Source organism: Zobellia sp. B3R18 (assembly GCF_018860715.1).
GTDB classification, from domain to species: domain Bacteria; phylum Bacteroidota; class Bacteroidia; order Flavobacteriales; family Flavobacteriaceae; genus Zobellia; species Zobellia russellii.
Genome location: NZ_JAHKQG010000011.1, coordinates 1,316,488 through 1,333,131, shown reverse-complemented (window position 1 = coordinate 1,333,131; position 16,644 = coordinate 1,316,488). Strand labels below are relative to the sequence as shown.

At 38.9% G+C, this 16,644-nt stretch carries 20 protein-coding genes, 1 tRNA gene and 1 pseudogene; 15 read left to right on the top strand and 7 right to left on the bottom strand.

Features of this window, described 5'->3' with window-relative positions:
- Positions 1 to 98 precede the first annotated feature (98 nt).
- From KO513_RS12120 to KO513_RS12100, 5 genes are all read left to right on the top strand, one after another.
- Complete coding sequence (locus KO513_RS12120) at positions 99 to 809, top strand: hypothetical protein (protein ID WP_215437136.1); 711 nt, start codon at positions 99 to 101, stop codon at positions 807 to 809.
- 118 nt (positions 810 to 927) lie between these two features.
- Entirely contained in the window at positions 928 to 1,284 is a 357-nt protein-coding gene (locus tag KO513_RS12115; RefSeq protein WP_215437133.1) for a DoxX family protein, read from the top strand.
- 5 nt (positions 1,285 to 1,289) lie between these two features.
- Positions 1,290 to 1,961, top strand: a complete 672-nt coding sequence (gene rsmI, locus KO513_RS12110) for a 16S rRNA (cytidine(1402)-2'-O)-methyltransferase (protein ID WP_215913582.1) — start codon at positions 1,290 to 1,292, stop codon at positions 1,959 to 1,961.
- Positions 1,962 to 1,966: 5 nt separating this feature from the next.
- Complete coding sequence (locus tag KO513_RS12105; protein ID WP_215913581.1) at positions 1,967 to 2,311, top strand: HopJ type III effector protein; 345 nt, start codon at positions 1,967 to 1,969, stop codon at positions 2,309 to 2,311.
- 4 nt (positions 2,312 to 2,315) lie between these two features.
- The gene (locus tag KO513_RS12100; RefSeq protein WP_215913580.1) at positions 2,316 to 2,891 is read left to right on the top strand and encodes a uracil-DNA glycosylase family protein; all 576 of its coding nucleotides are present in this window, start codon (positions 2,316 to 2,318) and stop codon (positions 2,889 to 2,891) included.
- Here KO513_RS12100 and KO513_RS12095 read toward each other — a convergent pair.
- On the bottom strand, positions 2,888 to 3,739 hold the full coding sequence (locus KO513_RS12095) for a class I SAM-dependent methyltransferase (protein ID WP_215913579.1): 852 nt from the start codon (positions 3,737 to 3,739) through the stop codon (positions 2,888 to 2,890). The genes KO513_RS12100 and KO513_RS12095 overlap by 4 nt on opposite strands.
- 203 nt (positions 3,740 to 3,942) lie before the next feature.
- Here KO513_RS12095 and KO513_RS12090 point away from each other — a divergent pair, with 203 nt between their 5' ends.
- The 4 genes from KO513_RS12090 to KO513_RS12075 all read left to right on the top strand — a co-directional run bounded on the left by KO513_RS12090 (position 3,943) and on the right by KO513_RS12075 (position 8,142).
- Positions 3,943 to 4,371 carry an OsmC family protein gene (locus tag KO513_RS12090; protein ID WP_038236370.1) on the top strand — a complete coding sequence of 143 codons (429 nt, stop codon included), beginning with the start codon at positions 3,943 to 3,945 and terminating at the stop codon, positions 4,369 to 4,371.
- A gap of 107 nt (positions 4,372 to 4,478) precedes the next feature.
- Positions 4,479 to 6,167, top strand: a complete 1,689-nt coding sequence (gene recJ / locus KO513_RS12085) for a single-stranded-DNA-specific exonuclease RecJ (RefSeq protein ID WP_215913578.1) — start codon at positions 4,479 to 4,481, stop codon at positions 6,165 to 6,167.
- Positions 6,164 to 6,550 (top strand): VOC family protein, encoded by a 387-nt coding sequence (locus KO513_RS12080; RefSeq protein WP_215913577.1) that lies wholly within the window; start codon positions 6,164 to 6,166, stop codon positions 6,548 to 6,550. The genes recJ and KO513_RS12080 overlap by 4 nt, the downstream gene beginning before the upstream one ends.
- 332 nt (positions 6,551 to 6,882) lie before the next feature.
- Positions 6,883 to 8,142, top strand: coding sequence for an MFS transporter (locus KO513_RS12075; protein ID WP_215913576.1), 1,260 nt, complete (start codon positions 6,883 to 6,885; stop codon positions 8,140 to 8,142).
- On the opposite strand, the gene KO513_RS12070 is transcribed toward KO513_RS12075, so the two are convergent.
- Together KO513_RS12070 and KO513_RS12065 are read right to left on the bottom strand one after the other, a co-directional pair.
- Complete coding sequence (locus tag KO513_RS12070) at positions 8,132 to 8,905, bottom strand: UDP-2,3-diacylglucosamine diphosphatase (protein WP_215913575.1); 774 nt, start codon at positions 8,903 to 8,905, stop codon at positions 8,132 to 8,134. The two genes, KO513_RS12075 and KO513_RS12070, sit on opposite strands and share 11 nt — an antisense overlap.
- A 39-nt stretch (positions 8,906 to 8,944) precedes the next feature.
- A complete protein-coding gene (locus KO513_RS12065; RefSeq protein WP_215437113.1) occupies positions 8,945 to 9,397 on the bottom strand; it encodes a 6-pyruvoyl trahydropterin synthase family protein in 453 nt (150 codons plus the stop codon).
- Positions 9,398 to 9,484: 87 nt separating this feature from the next.
- Here KO513_RS12065 and KO513_RS12060 point away from each other — a divergent pair, with 87 nt between their 5' ends.
- On the top strand, positions 9,485 to 10,126 hold the full coding sequence (locus tag KO513_RS12060) for a 2OG-Fe(II) oxygenase (RefSeq protein WP_215437110.1): 642 nt from the start codon (positions 9,485 to 9,487) through the stop codon (positions 10,124 to 10,126).
- Positions 10,127 to 10,306: 180 nt separating this feature from the next.
- On the opposite strand, the gene KO513_RS12055 is transcribed toward KO513_RS12060, so the two are convergent.
- From KO513_RS12055 to KO513_RS12045, 3 genes are read right to left on the bottom strand one after another with little or no spacing between them, the layout of a single operon-like run.
- Entirely contained in the window at positions 10,307 to 11,074 is a 768-nt protein-coding gene (locus KO513_RS12055) for an enoyl-CoA hydratase/isomerase family protein (protein ID WP_215913574.1), read from the bottom strand.
- Between the two features lie 39 nt (positions 11,075 to 11,113).
- Positions 11,114 to 12,448, bottom strand: coding sequence for an MATE family efflux transporter (locus tag KO513_RS12050; protein WP_215437105.1), 1,335 nt, complete (start codon positions 12,446 to 12,448; stop codon positions 11,114 to 11,116).
- A gap of 10 nt (positions 12,449 to 12,458) precedes the next feature.
- Positions 12,459 to 12,959, bottom strand: coding sequence for a GNAT family N-acetyltransferase (locus KO513_RS12045; protein WP_215914024.1), 501 nt, complete (start codon positions 12,957 to 12,959; stop codon positions 12,459 to 12,461).
- Positions 12,960 to 13,009: 50 nt separating this feature from the next.
- On the opposite strand from KO513_RS12045, the gene KO513_RS12040 reads away from it, so the two are divergent.
- Together KO513_RS12040 and KO513_RS12035 are read left to right on the top strand one after the other, a co-directional pair.
- Positions 13,010 to 13,810, top strand: a complete 801-nt coding sequence (locus KO513_RS12040; RefSeq protein ID WP_215437101.1) for a universal stress protein — start codon at positions 13,010 to 13,012, stop codon at positions 13,808 to 13,810.
- Positions 13,811 to 13,884: 74 nt separating this feature from the next.
- A tRNA-Ala gene (locus tag KO513_RS12035) sits at positions 13,885 to 13,961 on the top strand.
- Positions 13,962 to 13,983: 22 nt separating this feature from the next.
- On the opposite strand, the gene KO513_RS12030 is transcribed toward KO513_RS12035, so the two are convergent.
- Positions 13,984 to 14,160, bottom strand: a complete 177-nt coding sequence (locus KO513_RS12030; RefSeq protein ID WP_215913573.1) for a hypothetical protein — start codon at positions 14,158 to 14,160, stop codon at positions 13,984 to 13,986.
- A 171-nt stretch (positions 14,161 to 14,331) separates the two neighbouring features.
- On the opposite strand from KO513_RS12030, the gene KO513_RS12025 reads away from it, so the two are divergent.
- From KO513_RS12025 to KO513_RS12015, 3 genes and pseudogenes are all read left to right on the top strand, one after another.
- Positions 14,332 to 14,889 (top strand): RNA polymerase sigma factor, encoded by a 558-nt coding sequence (locus KO513_RS12025; RefSeq protein ID WP_215913572.1) that lies wholly within the window; start codon positions 14,332 to 14,334, stop codon positions 14,887 to 14,889.
- Between the two features lie 127 nt (positions 14,890 to 15,016).
- On the top strand, positions 15,017 to 16,147 hold the full coding sequence (locus KO513_RS12020; protein WP_215913571.1) for a FecR family protein: 1,131 nt from the start codon (positions 15,017 to 15,019) through the stop codon (positions 16,145 to 16,147).
- Between the two features lie 110 nt (positions 16,148 to 16,257).
- Positions 16,258 to 16,644 (top strand): annotated as a pseudogene (locus tag KO513_RS12015) (SusC/RagA family TonB-linked outer membrane protein); the annotation flags it as partial.

Genomic DNA, 16,644 nt, shown 5'->3' with positions numbered 1-16,644 from the left:
AATCAAAATAACATTTCCTTAGAGTTCAGAATTTAAAGTTAGCAAAGATAGAGATACCTTTTTTACCCAAACCCGGTAGAATTAGAAAAAATTGACCGATGAAGAACAAATTAAAGGAAGAACTGCGAAAATTATCTACTGATATTATCACTTCTCGTGATATGGAAATTAGCGACATGTACGATGCCGCCAAGAATCTGTATGAAAAATTGGCCGTTCTTAAATATATAGAGGAGAAATTAAACGACATAGAAATAGACGTATCAAAAAATGTTATTGCAGCCAAATTTGAGAAGATGGCCAATGCGGTCCTGAGAGAAAATGCCTCTGTACCCGAGAGCAATCCGCATGAAGAAGACATTATTACCCCGGGCATGGACACTATTAAAGGTTTTATTTCGGAAATGCCCAGCCATGAAGACCATGTAGATGAGGTTTTGAAGGAATTTTTGGCCAAGCCGGACTATATGAAAAACGATCAGGAACTTTTTGAACCGCAAAAGCCTGTGGCCCCTAAACCAAACGGTGTAGCCCCTAAAAAAGAGGTGCATACTAAATCTTTGAACGATAAAGTTTCTAACAAAGAGCTTAAAATAGACCTTAACAACAGATTGGCCTTTGTTAAGCATCTTTTTAATGACAGCATGGAAGACTACAATAGAGTCTTATCCCAATTGAATACTATAGATAGCGAGGAACGTTCTATCTCATTTATAGAAAATATGGTGAAACCTGACTATAACAACTGGTCGGGCAAGGAAGAATATGCGGAGCGCTTTATGCAGTTTATTGAGCGTAAATTCTCCTAGTTTTACCTTTTACCCCCATAAAAACACAGGCCCTTTGTTAAAACAAAGGGTTTTTTTTGACCAAAATTGGGCCTAGTGTTAATGCTAATCATTATTTTAGAGTAAAAATTGCCCCCCAATGAAAACTTTAAAACTCATTTACTGGTCGGCCCTAGGGGTTTTGACCGCGATTATGTTGTTCTCTATCTACAATTATTTCACCAACTATGAAATGATTGCAGGTTTCTTTGAGCACCTAGGTTACCCTACCTATCTAATTTACCCTTTGGCCATTGCTAAAATACTCGGTTTAATAGCCATATGGGGTAATTTCTCCGTATGGCTTAGAGAATGGGCCTATGCAGGTTTCTTTTTTGATACACTTTTAGCGTTCTTTGCACATTATATAACCGACGGCCAGGACTACCTGATTGCCTTTATAGCGGCTATAGCAACGCTAGTTGCCTATTTTGTAGGGAACGAGCTACGACAATAATTTTTATGGGAAAATTGTATTTGGTACCAACACCTATTGGCAATCTTGAGGATATGACCTTGCGGGCCATTCGTGTATTAAAAGAAGTAGACTGTATACTTGCGGAAGATACCCGTACCAGTGGAAAACTACTTCAGCATTTTGAGATTACCACGCAGATGCAGAGTCACCATATGCACAATGAGCACAAAACGGTTGATGCTTTGGTAAAGCGTTTACAAGCCGGTGAAACCATTGCTTTAATTTCCGATGCAGGAACACCGGCCATATCAGACCCCGGTTTTTTATTGACCCGGGCCTGTGTTGAAAAAAACATAGAAGTAGACTGTCTTCCCGGAGCTACGGCATTTGTGCCTGCCCTAGTGAACAGCGGGCTTCCAAATGATAAATTTGTTTTTGAAGGGTTTCTTCCTCCAAAAAAAGGACGCCAGACCCGACTAAAATTATTAGCGGAAGAAACCCGTACTATAATTTTCTACGAATCTCCTTATAAGTTGATTAAGACCTTAGGCCAATTTGCCGAGTATTTTGGCGCGGACAGGCAAGTTTCCGTTTCACGGGAGCTTACAAAGCTTTACGAGGAAACACTAAGGGGAACGGCAGAAGAGCTCGTAGCCCACTTTACCCAAAAACCTCCTAAAGGCGAAATAGTAATAATTGTTGCCGGAAAAAAATAATACTAATGACCTTAGATACATTCCTAAAAAAATTAAAATCCACTCCTGAAACCATAGCGTTTTCAGAAACCATGTCAGTAATTGACGCCAATTACGACTTTACTCCCACAGCCTTTACCAACGGTACCTTAGAAAATGCCGAAGGACAGAATTCCGGTTCTTGCAAACTTTTTGCTTTTGCCAAAGCACAAGAGCTTAGTAAAGATGAGACCCTAGCCTGTTTTGGCGATTTCTATTTTACCGATGTTCTCAAAGATGCACGAGGTACAGGACACCAGAACATTCGTAATTTTATGAAAACCGGATTTGAAGGTCTAAATTTTGAGAAACACCCATTGAAAAGAAAATAACCCTATGCAGAAACTGCTTTCCGAAATACGAGCATGTGAGGTTTGCAGCGAGCATTTGCCTTTAGGCCCAAGACCAATTGTGGCCGGCTCTCAGAAATCAAAAATTATTTTGGTCAGTCAGGCGCCAGGAAAAAAAGCTCATGACCATAACAAAGCATGGGATGATCCAAGTGGCAGAAAACTTAGGGAATGGTTAGGTGTTACCGATGAACAATTCTACAATCCGGATAATTTTGCGGTTTTACCCATGGGGTTTTGCTTTCCTGGAAAAGGAAAAACAGGTGATTTACCGCCACGTAAGGAATGTGCACCGCTATGGCATGACCATTTCTGGAAGGAGTTAGAAGAAGTGAAACTAATTCTGGTCATTGGAAAATATGCCCAAGACCGTTATTTGAAAGATCAATCTAAGCGCAACCTTACAGAGAACGTAGCTAACTACCATGAGTTTTTGCCTAAGTTTTTTCCACTGCCGCACCCTTCTCCGGTAAATAGATTTTGGATGTCCAAAAATCCTTGGTTTGAGATAGATGTGGTTCCCACATTACAAACCCAAGTCGCAAAGATTCTTTCGGACTAATCTTTAATTTTTAAGGTGCATTTTTTACGGAACAAAGCCCAAAACAAATCTTCGGATGGATAAGGAAAATTTACTTTTTCAGGAATCATATTTAACATAAAATTCTTCCCTATCTTATATTCAAGCAGCGATTTTATATGTCTTCCAGATATTTTTTTTGAGGGTCTTCCATGAGAAACCCGCTCAAATCCAAAGTTTTTCAAGAAAATTGTCAGCCCTTCTAAGGAATACCAGTGTAAAACACTTGGGGGTGCATATTCATGCCAGCTTTTCCCAAAGACTCTAGCGGAAATACTTTGCCTATTCCATGATTCTATGAGCAAAAAACCATCATCCTTTAACACCTTGGAAGCATTCATAAATGCTTTTTGTTGTTCATAAAAGTGAGGAACAACCTGTATCATAGAGACAAGGTCAAACCTTTCATGAGGCCTGAAGCTTTCAAAAGCACCTTGTTCAATTTGCAAGTTATATTTTTTACGACCGTATTGCGCCATTTGATGATTAGGTTCTATTCCAATACCGTTCCAACCTTCGTCTACATACCCCTTTAAAATACATCCTGCCGCTGCCCCTACATCTAAAACCCTTCCCTTTTTGCCAATAATCTGTTCCATTTTTTTCGCATACCTCTTACCGCGTTCGTATAGTAAATCAGATTCTAATAAATAATCCGAATAACCAGCACCTCCATCATTAAAATAAGAATCATCATAGGTGTTATCTACATGCTTTTCATCAGTTTTTATATTGGCAAACCGATGATTACAAGACACACAGTCATGAATATCAAAACCATTGATTTTAAATGTAAATTTTGATTCCGAAGCACAAAGGGGACAATCCATAACCAAATTTTTATACTTATATCACTAATTATCTTAAGACCTAATCCGTGCTTTGTCTATGGCACCATACTAGGACCGCATGTTATTTTTTGGGGGGAATTACGACTTATTGGTTTTCCTTCTTTTCAAAAGACAAGGTGGAATACAAGCTTAAAATCTATCAATTAATCGTATTTTTGACTCTTACAAGAAACATAAAAATTATGGCTACTACAAATCATATTACAACTAAATGGCTGGGTAACATGCAGTTCGAAAGCACTAATCCATCAGGTCTAAACTTAACTATAGATGCAGGTCCGGATGACGGAGGCGAAGGAAAAGGATTGCGACCAAAAGCTCTAATGCTTTCTGGTTTAGCGGGTTGTTCAGGACTTGATGTGGCTTCACTTATTAAAAAAATGAAGTTAGAGGTAGATGACTTTCACATTGAAACCATAGCCAATCTAACCGATGAGCACCCTAAATTTTATGATGCCGTAACCATCGAGTACCATTTCCATGGAAAAAATCTAGCAGAGAAAAAGCTGCAAAGAGCGGTAGACCTTTCTGTTGAGAAATACTGCGGTGTAATGGAAATGTTCCGACAATTTGCAACATTAGAAATCAAGACCATTTTTCATAAAGACTAAATTTTGAGTTCAAGAATCGAGTTTTTAGGTGAATTTGAACTTAAATCTTAAACTTGATACTTAAAATTGAGTAATTAATTTATCAAACATTTACCCTTTCACACCCTATGCGCTGGACCATTAAACCCAAACCTGAGCAAGATGCTATTGACCAATTGGCCAAAGCGCTTAAGGTAGATGATTTGGTGGCGCAGTTGCTATTGCAACGTGGTATATCTACCTATGACGAGGCCAAAAGGTTTTTCCGTCCGGAGTTATCCCATTTGCACGACCCTTTTTTAATGAAGGATATGCACATTGCGGTAGAACGTATTGAAAAGGCCATTGGGAACAATGAGAATATTCTAGTTTATGGTGATTATGATGTGGACGGCACCACCTCAGTGGCCCTAGTTTCTTCTTATCTGTTGAGCTACTATCCTAATGTTGCTACCTATATTCCAGACAGATATACCGAAGGGTATGGAGTTTCTTTCAAAGGAGTGGACTTTGCTGAAGACAACGGTTTTTCGCTGATAATAGCTTTGGATTGTGGTGTAAAAGCCATTGACAAGGTGGCTTATGCCAAAGAAAAAGAAATAGATTTTATAATCTGTGATCACCACAGACCCGGCAACTCCCTTCCTGACGCGGTGGCGGTTCTTGATCCTAAACGAGATGATTGCAACTATCCATACGATGAACTTTGTGGTTGTGGCGTTGGTTTTAAGCTGATTCAAGCGTTAGGTTCCAGCCACGGAGAAACCATTCACGACCTTGTTCCCTACCTTGACCTGGTTGCTACGGCTATTGGCGCCGATATAGTTCCCATGACGGGCGAAAATCGTGTATTGGCTTATTTTGGGCTTCAGGTCATTAATACCAATCCTAGAATTGGTTTCAAGGCCATCATCAATCAAATAAAAAAATCAGTGCTTACCATTACTGATGTGGTGTTCATTATCGCTCCGCGGATAAATGCCGCAGGCCGTATGGAACATGGGCAACATGCCGTAAACCTTTTGACCGAAACCGATTTAACCCAAGCCGAAACCTTTGCCGCCCAGATTGAAAAATTTAACCAAGATAGGCGCGGACTCGACAAAGAAATTACCGTAGAGGCATTGGCGCAAATCCAAGAAAACAAGGAAGAAGAGCGCTTTACTTCTGTGGTTTATAAAGATTCATGGCACAAAGGGGTAATTGGTATTGTAGCTTCGCGACTTACCGAAACCTATTACCGTCCTACACTTGTGTTCACCAAAAGTGGTGATAAATTAGCTGCTTCGGCACGTTCAGTTAAGGGTTTTGATGTGTATAATGCACTACAAGGTTGTTCCGATTTTATCGAACAGTTTGGCGGGCACAAGTATGCAGCCGGACTCACTCTGCTGGAAGAACAGTTTGAGAAATTTAAATCGCAATTTGAAAAAGTAGTCTCGGAGACTATAGACCCTAATCTTCTAATTCCTGAAATTTCCGTTGATGCCCAAATCGACTTTGAGGATATTTCACCCAAACTCATGCGAATCATAAAACAGTTTGCTCCATTTGGACCAGGGAATATGACCCCAGTGTTTATGGCCGAAAATCTACAGGATACGGGTTACGCAAAAGGAGTAGGTGAAGATGCGGCCCACTTGAAACTTGCGGCTACCCAAAACGGAATTGGCCCCATTGGCGGCATAGGTTTTAATATTGGCGATAAATTACCTCTTGTCACCAACAAAAAACCATTTAGCGCTGTATTTTCTTTGGATGAAAATGAATGGCAAGGAAATGTTAGTTTACAGATGAAACTAAAAGATATACAATGAAGATAGAGCACCTAGCCATATGGGTATCCGACCTAGAAGGTACGCGAAAGTTTTACGAACATTATTTTGGTGCAGTTTGCGGAGAACGCTATCATAACCCAAACAAAAACTTTACTTCTCACTTTCTAAGTTTTGATGAAGGATCTCGACTAGAGCTCATGCACAAACCTGAAATTACTAAGGCATCAAATTCTACCGAGGAGCATTTAGGTTTCATTCATTTTGCACTCTCCGTAGGCTCAAAAGAAAAGGTAGACTCCTTAACGGAACAATTAAGAACTGACGGATTTCAGATTTCCGGTGAACCCAGAACTACAGGAGATGGCTATTACGAAAGTGTAATCCTAGACCCGGAAGGAAACCGAATCGAAATTACCATTTAACGGATTTCTCGATGCAACTTAACTTGCGAATCACACCAAGTAAATACACCTCTCAAGGTTTTCGTTCGTTTGCTCTAAAGCAACCTACAAACCACTGAGTCGGTTTTGAATTTCTTTCATTTCTAAAGTGCTATTTTCTTTACTTTTCCCATATAAAAAAGAACCGTTTATCGACAAAACCCTTCCCTACAGTCAATTCAGGGCTTTAATAAACCGACTAGCTAGTCAGTTTTAGAAAATAGCACTTGAAAATAAATTTTGACATATGAGTATACCGTTCATCGGTTTATAGTAATACCTTTGCGGCTTATTTCTTTCGAAAAAGCGTCTTTATGGATCCGTATGCTGCCTTACGTTTTAAAGAATTCAATATCTTTTTGCTGGTTCGTTTTGCCATGGTATTTGCATGGTCTATGCAATTCATTGTTATAGAATGGCAAGTATACTCCATGACAAAAGACCCTCTTTCTTTGGGAATAATCGGGCTTATGGAAGTGATTCCGGCCGTATCAATGGCGCTCTTTGCCGGCCATATTGTAGACCAGAAAGAAAAGCGCAATCTTTTGGTAAAATGTATCTTCGGGTTTTCCGTAATCAGTTTTGGACTGTTTATGCTCAGCTGGCCTTCCATGGAAGACAAACTGGAGACCAAGACCATTTTATACTGCATCTATTTCTTGGTATTCCTAGGTGGTATTGTGCGTTCATTTTTAGGACCTACTATATTTTCCCTTATCGCTTTGATTGTTCCTAAAAAAATATACCCCAACGCTGCCACTTGGAGCAGTACCACATGGCAATTGGCTTCGGTATTAGGCCCTGCCTTAGCAGGATTTTCCATTAGTTGGATCGGGGTACATTGGTCTATGTGCCTCATTTTCGGATTCTCCATAATGGCACTGATCTCTCTGTCCCAAATCAAACGAAAACCGATACTCAATCCTAAAATTGGCGAACCCGTCTTTGAAAGTCTGCGCGAAGGACTCCGTTTTGTATTCAATACAAAAGCTGTTTTTGGGGCTTTAACGTTAGATATGATAGCAGTACTTTTTGGTGGAGCGGTAGCGCTGCTTCCCATTTTTGCCCAGGATATTCTTCATGTAGGTTCCGAAGGTTTTGGAGTTCTACGGGCTGCTCCTGCGGTTGGCGCAGCACTTACTATGTTGGGCTCTACTCGTTTTCCATTGCATAAAAACGCAGGTAAGAAGTTACTTTTTGCCGTATTTGGGTTTGGTATCTGTATGATTGTTTTTGGACTTTCTACCTACTTCTGGCTTTCGGTAATTGCATTGTTCGTGAGCGGTGCCGTAGATGGTGTTTCCATGATTATCCGTCAAACCATATTGCAATTGAAAACCCCGGACAATATGCGAGGTCGCGTAGCATCTGTAAACTCTATGTTCGTGGGCTCCTCTAACGAGCTGGGAGCTTTTGAGAGCGGATTGACGGCAAAACTAATGGGAACGGTAACCGCGGTGGTTTTTGGTGGCGCCATGACCTTATTGACGGTAGGGGCAACCGCTATTGTATCACCTACGTTTAGAAAACTGGACCTGCAGAAAGATATTGACGAACACGAGGCTAATGAGTAGGCTCGTATTTCTCCAAACTTAGTTTTTCCCCATCAAAAACGGCATAGGTGTAGTAATGAATCCAATCGCCTAAATTGGTGTATTTTGAGTTTTCACCCACTTCTATTTCCATAGGAAGGTGTCGGTGACCAAAAATAAAATGGTCATAATGCTGTGTTTCCAACTTTCGCTTGGCATACTGCACCAACCACTCTTTGTCTTCGCCCAAGAACTTGGCATCGTCATCACCGGAAATCAGTTTGTTCTTCACTGATAAGTGTTGCGCCAAACGAACGCCTATATCCGGATGCAGCCATCTAAACAACCATTTGGCCAAAGGATTGGTAAACACCTTTTTCATCCGCTTGTACCCAATATCATCAGGCCCTAATCCATCACCATGACCAACAAAAAAAGAAACTCCGTTTATACTATACTGCTGCGGTTTATGAAATACGGGGATATTCAGCTCTTCCTCAAAATAACCATTCATCCACAGATCATGATTCCCTACAAAGAAATAAATAGGAATACCGGCATCCGATATTTCGGCCAATTTGCCCAGTGTACGGGTAAAACCTTTGGGTACAACGGTTTTGTACTCCATCCAAAAATCGAAAAGGTCGCCCATCAGAAAAATAGCGGCAGCATCTTCCTTAATAGCATCTAACCATGCTACGAATTTTTTTTCGCGAGGAAGGCTATCTGCCATAGTAGGTGCTCCAAGATGGTTATCACTGGAAAAATATACTTTTTTGCCTTGAGGAACGGTAATGGTTTTCATCTGATGTCAAATATAACGAATACCCTTTTTAGAAAGGCGTTACTGATTATCGGATGCGTACCACTCTGCAAAAGAAGTATCAGTTTCTTGTAATCGTAAAGAATGTAAGCTGATGTTTTCCGGCAGTCTGGCCTTTATCTTTTTAGAAAAATCTATGACCATGTTCTCACTGGTAGGTTGGTAATCCGCAAGAATTACATTATGCCCCCTATCCGTTAATTCTTTGGCCAGATCCACGTGTGGCGTATTTTTATTGAATACCGTGGCGTGATCAAATTGGTCTACGATTTCTTCTTTTACGATTTTCTTTAAATCGCCAAAATCTATGACCATCCCTAATTTTACATGAGAGGTATCCGTAATAGGGCTACCGATTACCGTTACCGATAATTTATAGCTGTGGCCATGCACGTTTCTACACTTTCCGTCATAGCCATATAGCGCGTGACCGGTCTCAAAATTGAACTGTTTGGTGATTCTAATTTTACTCATGAAATAGGATTGTGGTGCAAAGGTATTCATTTTGTAAAACCAATTGCTTTATAGATTACATTTGCCGGCTTTTAAATTTTGATCTAAGTGGAAGAACTGTATGACCAACTAGACTTTGCGGTGAATTCGCAATATGAAAAGATAATCTCCGATATCTTGGAAAACGGCTATAGTATTGTTGACGACCTTCTTTCCCAAGAAACGGTAAACGCCCTACGTACGGACCTTTTGGAAAAATATGAAGATGACCTATTTAAAAAAGCGGCCATTGGAAACCGATTAAACGAAGTTGTACAAACCGGAATACGTGGCGATTTTATTCTTTGGATGGATGAAAATATCATTAACGCCAGCCACAAACTTTTCTTTGACCGCATTAACGATTTGGCTTCATATCTTAATAAGACCTGTTTTCTGGGAATTATGAGAAAGGAATTTCATTACGCCGTTTATCCAGAAGGAAAGTTTTACGCAAGGCATTTGGATACCTTTCAAAATGACGATAGGCGAAAACTTTCTATAGTTTGTTACCTGAACGAAGACGATTGGCAACCCGAGCACGGTGGTGAACTGGTTCTATACCTAAATGGAGAAAACGGGGAAATACCAAAAACCATTTATCCGTTTCCGGGTAGGGCAGTAATTTTTGAAAGCCGAGATTTAGAGCACGAAGTAAAGCCTGCAAAACGCGAACGGTTGAGCATTACCGGCTGGTTAAAGACCCGCTAACCTAATGTAAACAGGGATAAACTACCTCTTGAATTTTCTTTTTGTACGAACGCGGTTTACAAAGTAGACTACCACCACAAAAAGGGCTAGAATGGGAAAAACAAGGTCGCCATTCAGGAAATTTAAAATATTCATAACTGAGATTTAAAAAAGTAAAACGTCAACTACAGTCGGTTATTGTTATTTTTTGAATTTAGAAAGCGCGTTACGGGTAAATTCCGAAAGCACCAGTTTTCCGGTAATGGCCGCTCTCTCGCTCAAAAGACTGCTCCAGTGGTCCGTACCCTGCCAGAGTACTTTTTTCCAATCTTCCAGAGCTTCCGGATTATAGGTCGATAATTGTTCTACATGAAAATCGAGAGCCTTGTCCAATTCCTTTATATCATCAAAAACCCTAGAGAAAAGTCCCTTTTCCTGAGCCCAGTACGCATTTTTCCATTCCGTTGGAGCCAATGACAGTTCTGAAATAGCTGCCGTTCCCACTTTGCGTTCCACGGCTGGAGCAATGACCAATGGAGCAATACCTATAGTAAGTTCGGACAATCTAATGGATGCGGCTTCTGTTGCATACACATAATCACAGGCGGCGGCAAGGCCTACGCCCCCACCAACCGTCTTACCTTGTACACGGCCCACAATTACCTTCTTACACTGGCGCATGGCATTGATAACATTGGCAAAACCGCTAAAAAACACCTTGCCTTCCTCCAAATTGGACACCGCCATAAGCTCGTCAAAAGAAGCACCAGCACAAAAAGCGCGGTCACCTTCAGACCTTAAAACAATTACGGATATAGCATCGTTATCAGAGAGTTTATTAAACTCCGCCATTAACCTATCCAATAGCTCCGCTACAAATGAGTTACTGGCCGGGTGGCCAAACTCTATGGTTGCGACCTTGTTATCTATTTTGGTATAAAGACTTCCGTTTTCTCGGGTAGTTCCCATAACTATGGTTTATTTGTTCAACAAATGTAAGTATCAAAATTAATCGATTTGTAAAAGCGGCCTAAACTTTCTGACAAACTTAACGACCAAGGCCCCACCACGAATGGCCATCCATACGGTAAAAGCTATCCAAATGCCATAAAGCCCCCAGTCCATAAACTTTCCTAGAAAAAGCATAGGAACAAAACCTAGAAATGTAGCTGCCAACAGGGTGTTTCTAAGGTACTTCATTTCTCCCATACCCTTGAACATACCATCAAAAATAAAGGCTATCGTATTCATGGGTAAGCTAAGAATTACGATAAAGAATACTGCGTAAAAAGCACTCAAAACTTCTGGCTCCTTTGAAAATAGCAACCCAATAGGTTTGTAAAATATAAAGCCTGCAGCAACCAAGACCACACTAACCCAAAGACCGTATTTCAATATTCTCTTCGCCAATAGCCACAGACCGTCATAATCCCTCGCCCCTAAAAGTCTGCCGCCCATGATATTACCGGCACCCGCATATCCGTCAATAAAAAAAGCGGAAAACAGCCAAATATTTATTGCTATAGTGTGTGCGCCAATATACTTTGGGCCCAATGCCGTGGCTTCTCTTACAGCTAAAATCAAAGCTGTATTCAAGGCCAAAGCACGTATGAACAAATTTAAGCTCATGACGACCAATCTTCCCAATTCCTGATGAACGGGCAATTTCAACCGAAGACTAATATCCGTTTTTGTTATCAATAGAACAAACGCCATAATGGCCATAATAGCCTGAGCCAAAAGGCTTGCCCATGCTGCTCCTTCTAGGTACATAGGTTCTATATAACCTTCTATTCCGTAAACAAAAGTAAAATCCAGTATTACATTAAGGACGGCTCCAACTATAGCGATTAGCATGGGATAGTAGGTATTTTGGAGCCCACGAAAAATACCCATAACCGCAAATACGAAGAGCGTTAGTGGGAAACCCCATACCCGAATGGAATAATAAGACACACAATAATCTAGAATCTTACCCGTGGCATTGAGCAATTGAAATATATCCTTTACGATAAAAATGGTGGAAAGTAGCACGAGGATGCTCAGCCCAATATTCAAGAATATCGCTTGTGCCGGTAACGTTTTTACCTCATCTATACGCCCCGCGCCCAAATACTGGGAAATTATGGCGGATATGGCACTTCGGGTCTGACCCAAAATCCATATTAACATAGAAAGAAAAGATCCTACAATACCCGCCGCCGCAAGCGACTCTAGGCCGTCTACGGGAATATTGCCCACAATGGCGGTATCCGTAATGGACAATAAAGGTTCTGCAATACCCGCAATGGTGGCAGGTACCGCTAGTTTATTAATGGACTTAAAATTTATTTCGGCCTTCAAGAGGGCGAAATTACAACACTAATTCATAACAATGAAAAGGATGTTCACTCTGTTTAGGAAAGAAAATATCACCCAAACGCTTAAAGCCCCTAGCCTCATAAAACCTTTGATTGCGTTTGTTTTGACTGAATGTATCTAAGCGTACGGAAACAAATCCTTTTTCCCTAGCCAGGTTCTCCGCAAAAGCCATCATCTTTTGGGCATAGCCTTTTCCTTGAAAATCCGGATGCACCGCCACCCTGTGTATGTAGACATTTTTTGCCGACGGAGTCAACCATTCTATAGCCTTGTACTCTTCATCCATTAAGGTAGAGATTACGATGCTCCCCATAATTTTATTCTCAATTCTTAAAACATACAGCTCCCCTCGTTCCACATCTGCCTCAAATGCCTGTTTTGAAGGATAGTGCTCGTTCCATTGAAAAATTCCATAAGCTATCATTGCAGCGGCACAGGCTTTAGTTACCTCAAGAATTTGTGGAATATCCAATAATTTGGCAGGTGAGATCATTTTCATTAGTTTTATTAAATCGTAAATTTAAACGATAAATCCGAAAACATATGAAACATATACTGGTACCTATTGGTATTTCCCCCGATGCACACAAGACTTTGCAATATGCCGTTGACTTTGCCGCACAATTCGATTCTGAAATTTACGTGATGGAAGTTTTCAATGCATCCGTAGGAGCCGGTAAAAGTTTAGCTAACGTTCCTCAAAAGCTTGCAGAGAGTGGCAAGGAACGGTTAAAGGAAGTCATAGAGAAAATAGACACAAAATCTATTGAAATAAAAATAGCCACTTACAACGGTGGTATTGTTGATGGACTGAAGGATATAGATAAAGAGTTGGGTATTGACTTGATAATCATGGCTCCCAGAAGTAACGATATTACCGAAGCGGTCTATCTTGGAAATACTTCCGGAAAAATCATAAAGCAAACGGATATACCAACATTGATCGTACCCAAGGGAAGTGTCTTTACTGCTCCGAAGGTGATTCTGACTGCGTTTAAATCAGGGATTTTAAAACGAAACCGTATTCTTAATCCGTTATTGGAAATCAAGAAAAAATTTGGCTCTACCGTAAACCTTCTCTTGGTAAAAACACCAGGGTATACAGACTCTGACCTAAGAATAAACACGGCACTTATGGACGTTAGCTCTCAAGTAACGATGACAGAAGCCCCTACTACCTATTTAGGCGTGTTAGAGCGCTTTGAAGCACAACACCCAGATTTATTATGTGTATTTAGACATAAAAGAGGGTTCTTCAAGAAACTTTGGGAAAAGAACACCATACTTAAATCCGAGTTCTCTTCACGTATTCCGGTACTTGTACTAAGTGTAAAGAAGGATTAAATAGGTTGTTGCAATTACTTTGCTAACTATTTTGATACTTAGTAGAAAAGTATTTCCTTTGCGCCAGCCAAAATGGGGGATTAGCTCAGCTGGCTAGAGCGCTTGCCTGGCAGGCAAGAGGTCACCGGTTCGACTCCGGTATTCTCCACCAATATTCAAAGCTTCAAGAGTAATTACTTTTGAAGCTTTTTTTGTTTTATTCCGGTTTCTTTTAGCAGTGATATCTGAAAATAAATGCCCGAGCGTTTATCTGGGTGGTTTTTCAATTCGATTCTGCCACCCAATTTCTCAATAATAGCCCTAATAGTAGCCAAACCTATTCCCGTATCCGTAGGGTTTTCTTTCCGCAAAGTTTCGAATATGTAAAAGATTTACAAATTCATCAACTTGTATTAAGATTATAATTTTATGTTTATTGGAGATTTATAAAAATTTAATTATTCACAAATGTTTTCTTAATATTAATTTTTCATCAATATCTTATATAGATTTGTTAAAACAGATAACAGCTCCCTAAATTAATGAACCTTATTCTTGAGGAAATAAGAAAAAAAAACGAAAAGGTTTTTAAAAACTTTTTTGATAAGCATTATGAAGAATTTGTTGTTTATGCTAACGGTTATCTTTTTGATAAAGATTCCAGTGAGGACATTGTACAAGAAATTTTCATCTATATCTGGGAGCATGCAAATAAATTAAATATTGAAACTTCTCTAAAGGGCTATATCTATGCCATGGTGAGAAACAAATGCTTCAACTACTTAAAGTCCATAAAGATTACTGATAATTTAGAATTATTGGATTTTAATATCAATCTAATTACTGAACATGTTTTTAATTCTACTTCAGAAGAAGATAAAGCAATTGTATATCATCAAATTTTAAGGATTGTAGATACACTGCCTGAAAAAATGCAACAAATTGTAAAACTGAAATTTTTGCACAATTACAAATATGCAGAAATAGCAAATGAATTAGGAATTTCTATAAATACAGTTAAAACCCAACTAAAAAGAGCAAAATCAAAAATTACCGAAATGGTAACAATTCTTCTTATGTTGCTTCAAATAAATCAGTAAAAATCCACTTTATCTGACTTAAATTCATATAGTTCTAAAATATTTTGAAAAAAATATATTTTTCTTGTCACCCATTATTGTCTAATTGTTGTCATAATGTTAAAGCATGGTTAAACAAGACAGCTAAATGGAATTCAAATTAATTTTAAAGAAACTCAATAACACCCTTTCAGATGAAGAAGCCATTATTTTTCGGGAATGGTATAATGAATCTGATCTTCATAGAGAATATTTTATTAGGGTTAAGGAAAATTACCAAGATGAAACTTTTTTAATTGACATTGAAAAAGGTTGGAATGCCATAGATAAGAAGATTAACCCGGTTGCTGTTAAGAAAACCAACTATTTAAAGTATGCCGTTGCGGCATCTATTGTTCTACTAATTTCTATCACTTTTCTATTTCAAAAGGAGAGTATTGAAAAAGGTGTTAACCCAGTAGTCACCAATAACAATATTAACATAGGTACAGATAAAGCCACTTTAACCTTAGAAGATGGTACTGTAGTAGATTTAGAGAAAGGACAACAATATATTTCTGACAATTTATCAAGTGATGGCCAAGAATTGGTATACAAAGACCCAAGTACTTCAACAAAAGAAATTGTCCATAATTATTTAACTATTCCAAGAGGTGGTCAATATCATGTAATCCTATCAGATGGCACAGAGATTTGGTTAAACTCCGAATCTCAAATAAAGTATCCTGTAACTTTTGCAAATGGAAAAACCAGACAAGTAGAATTAGTTTACGGGGAGGCCTATTTTGATGTGTCGCCAAGTCATGAAAATGGCGGTTCTAAATTTAAAGTTCATACAGGAGCACAAGAAGTGGAAGTGTTAGGTACAGAGTTCAACATTAAAGCTTATAACGATGAAGACTATATCTACACCACGCTTGTAGAGGGAAAAGTTGCCATCAACAACGATAAACATAAAAAGGTTTTAAAACCTAAGGAACAAGCTGTTCTTGATATTAATGATAACAATTTTGTGATAACAGATGTTGATGTTTTCTCAGAAATAGCTTGGAAACGAGGCTTGTTTAGTTTTAAAAACAAACCGTTAAAAGACATCATGAAAGTGTTGTCAAGGTGGTATGATACTGATGTAGTTTTTGAAAACAAATCATTAGAACACATTGAATTTAAAGGTGTTATTAGCAAAAACCAAAATATAGAAGAGATATTAACTCTAATTAAAAACACCAACTTTATAAATGCCTATGACATAAAAAACGATACCATTTTACTGAAATAATTAAAAATAAGGAGGAAGAAAGCATAGACCGTGGAAAGTATAAAGCTTTATCCCCCTTTTTAAATCACTAATTAATTAAAATGTTTAACTAACTAATTACCACCAAATTTATGGAAATTAAATTAACTCCGGGTTTTTTCTTGTATAGAAAAAAGCTACTTCTGAACATTATGAGAACAGCCATTTTCTTATTGTGCTTTAGCGTTTTTGGTGCGACACCTAGTAACGTTTTTTCGCAAAATGTTAAAATAAAAATCGACAAAAGTCAAACGGTAACTGTAGATCAGGTCTTTGACTTAATTATGAGTCAAACAGATTATACTTTTATTTATCAAGTAGATATGTTTGAAAATTTCCCAAAGGTAAAACTCACGAAAGGAACCATCGATGCCAATAAACTCCTCAGAAAAAGCCTGCCTAGCGGGCAGTTTAATGTTAGTCTAGCCAATAATAAAACGATAATAATTAAAGAAACCAAACAACAACAACAACAACAA

What these genes read in the sequence shown, in the direction of transcription:
- KO513_RS12025 (WP_215913572.1), top strand. Translation starts at nt 14,332, where the DNA reads ATGAACCTTATTCTTGAGGAAATAAGAAAAAAAAACGAAAAGGTTTTT.
- KO513_RS12090 (WP_038236370.1), top strand. Translation starts at nt 3,943, where the DNA reads ATGGCTACTACAAATCATATTACAACTAAATGGCTGGGTAACATGCAG.
- KO513_RS12115 (WP_215437133.1), top strand. Translation starts at nt 928, where the DNA reads ATGAAAACTTTAAAACTCATTTACTGGTCGGCCCTAGGGGTTTTGACC.
- KO513_RS12100 (WP_215913580.1), top strand. Translation starts at nt 2,316, where the DNA reads ATGCAGAAACTGCTTTCCGAAATACGAGCATGTGAGGTTTGCAGCGAG.
- KO513_RS12065 (WP_215437113.1), bottom strand. Translation starts at nt 9,397, where the DNA reads ATGAGTAAAATTAGAATCACCAAACAGTTCAATTTTGAGACCGGTCAC.
- rsmI (WP_215913582.1), top strand. Translation starts at nt 1,290, where the DNA reads ATGGGAAAATTGTATTTGGTACCAACACCTATTGGCAATCTTGAGGAT.
- KO513_RS12120 (WP_215437136.1), top strand. Translation starts at nt 99, where the DNA reads ATGAAGAACAAATTAAAGGAAGAACTGCGAAAATTATCTACTGATATT.
- KO513_RS12045 (WP_215914024.1), bottom strand. Translation starts at nt 12,959, where the DNA reads ATGATCTCACCTGCCAAATTATTGGATATTCCACAAATTCTTGAGGTA.
- KO513_RS12095 (WP_215913579.1), bottom strand. Translation starts at nt 3,739, where the DNA reads ATGGATTGTCCCCTTTGTGCTTCGGAATCAAAATTTACATTTAAAATC.
- KO513_RS12070 (WP_215913575.1), bottom strand. Translation starts at nt 8,905, where the DNA reads ATGAAAACCATTACCGTTCCTCAAGGCAAAAAAGTATATTTTTCCAGT.
- KO513_RS12080 (WP_215913577.1), top strand. Translation starts at nt 6,164, where the DNA reads ATGAAGATAGAGCACCTAGCCATATGGGTATCCGACCTAGAAGGTACG.
- KO513_RS12075 (WP_215913576.1), top strand. Translation starts at nt 6,883, where the DNA reads ATGGATCCGTATGCTGCCTTACGTTTTAAAGAATTCAATATCTTTTTG.
- KO513_RS12055 (WP_215913574.1), bottom strand. Translation starts at nt 11,074, where the DNA reads ATGGGAACTACCCGAGAAAACGGAAGTCTTTATACCAAAATAGATAAC.
- KO513_RS12040 (WP_215437101.1), top strand. Translation starts at nt 13,010, where the DNA reads ATGAAACATATACTGGTACCTATTGGTATTTCCCCCGATGCACACAAG.
- KO513_RS12020 (WP_215913571.1), top strand. Translation starts at nt 15,017, where the DNA reads ATGGAATTCAAATTAATTTTAAAGAAACTCAATAACACCCTTTCAGAT.
- KO513_RS12105 (WP_215913581.1), top strand. Translation starts at nt 1,967, where the DNA reads ATGACCTTAGATACATTCCTAAAAAAATTAAAATCCACTCCTGAAACC.
- recJ (WP_215913578.1), top strand. Translation starts at nt 4,479, where the DNA reads ATGCGCTGGACCATTAAACCCAAACCTGAGCAAGATGCTATTGACCAA.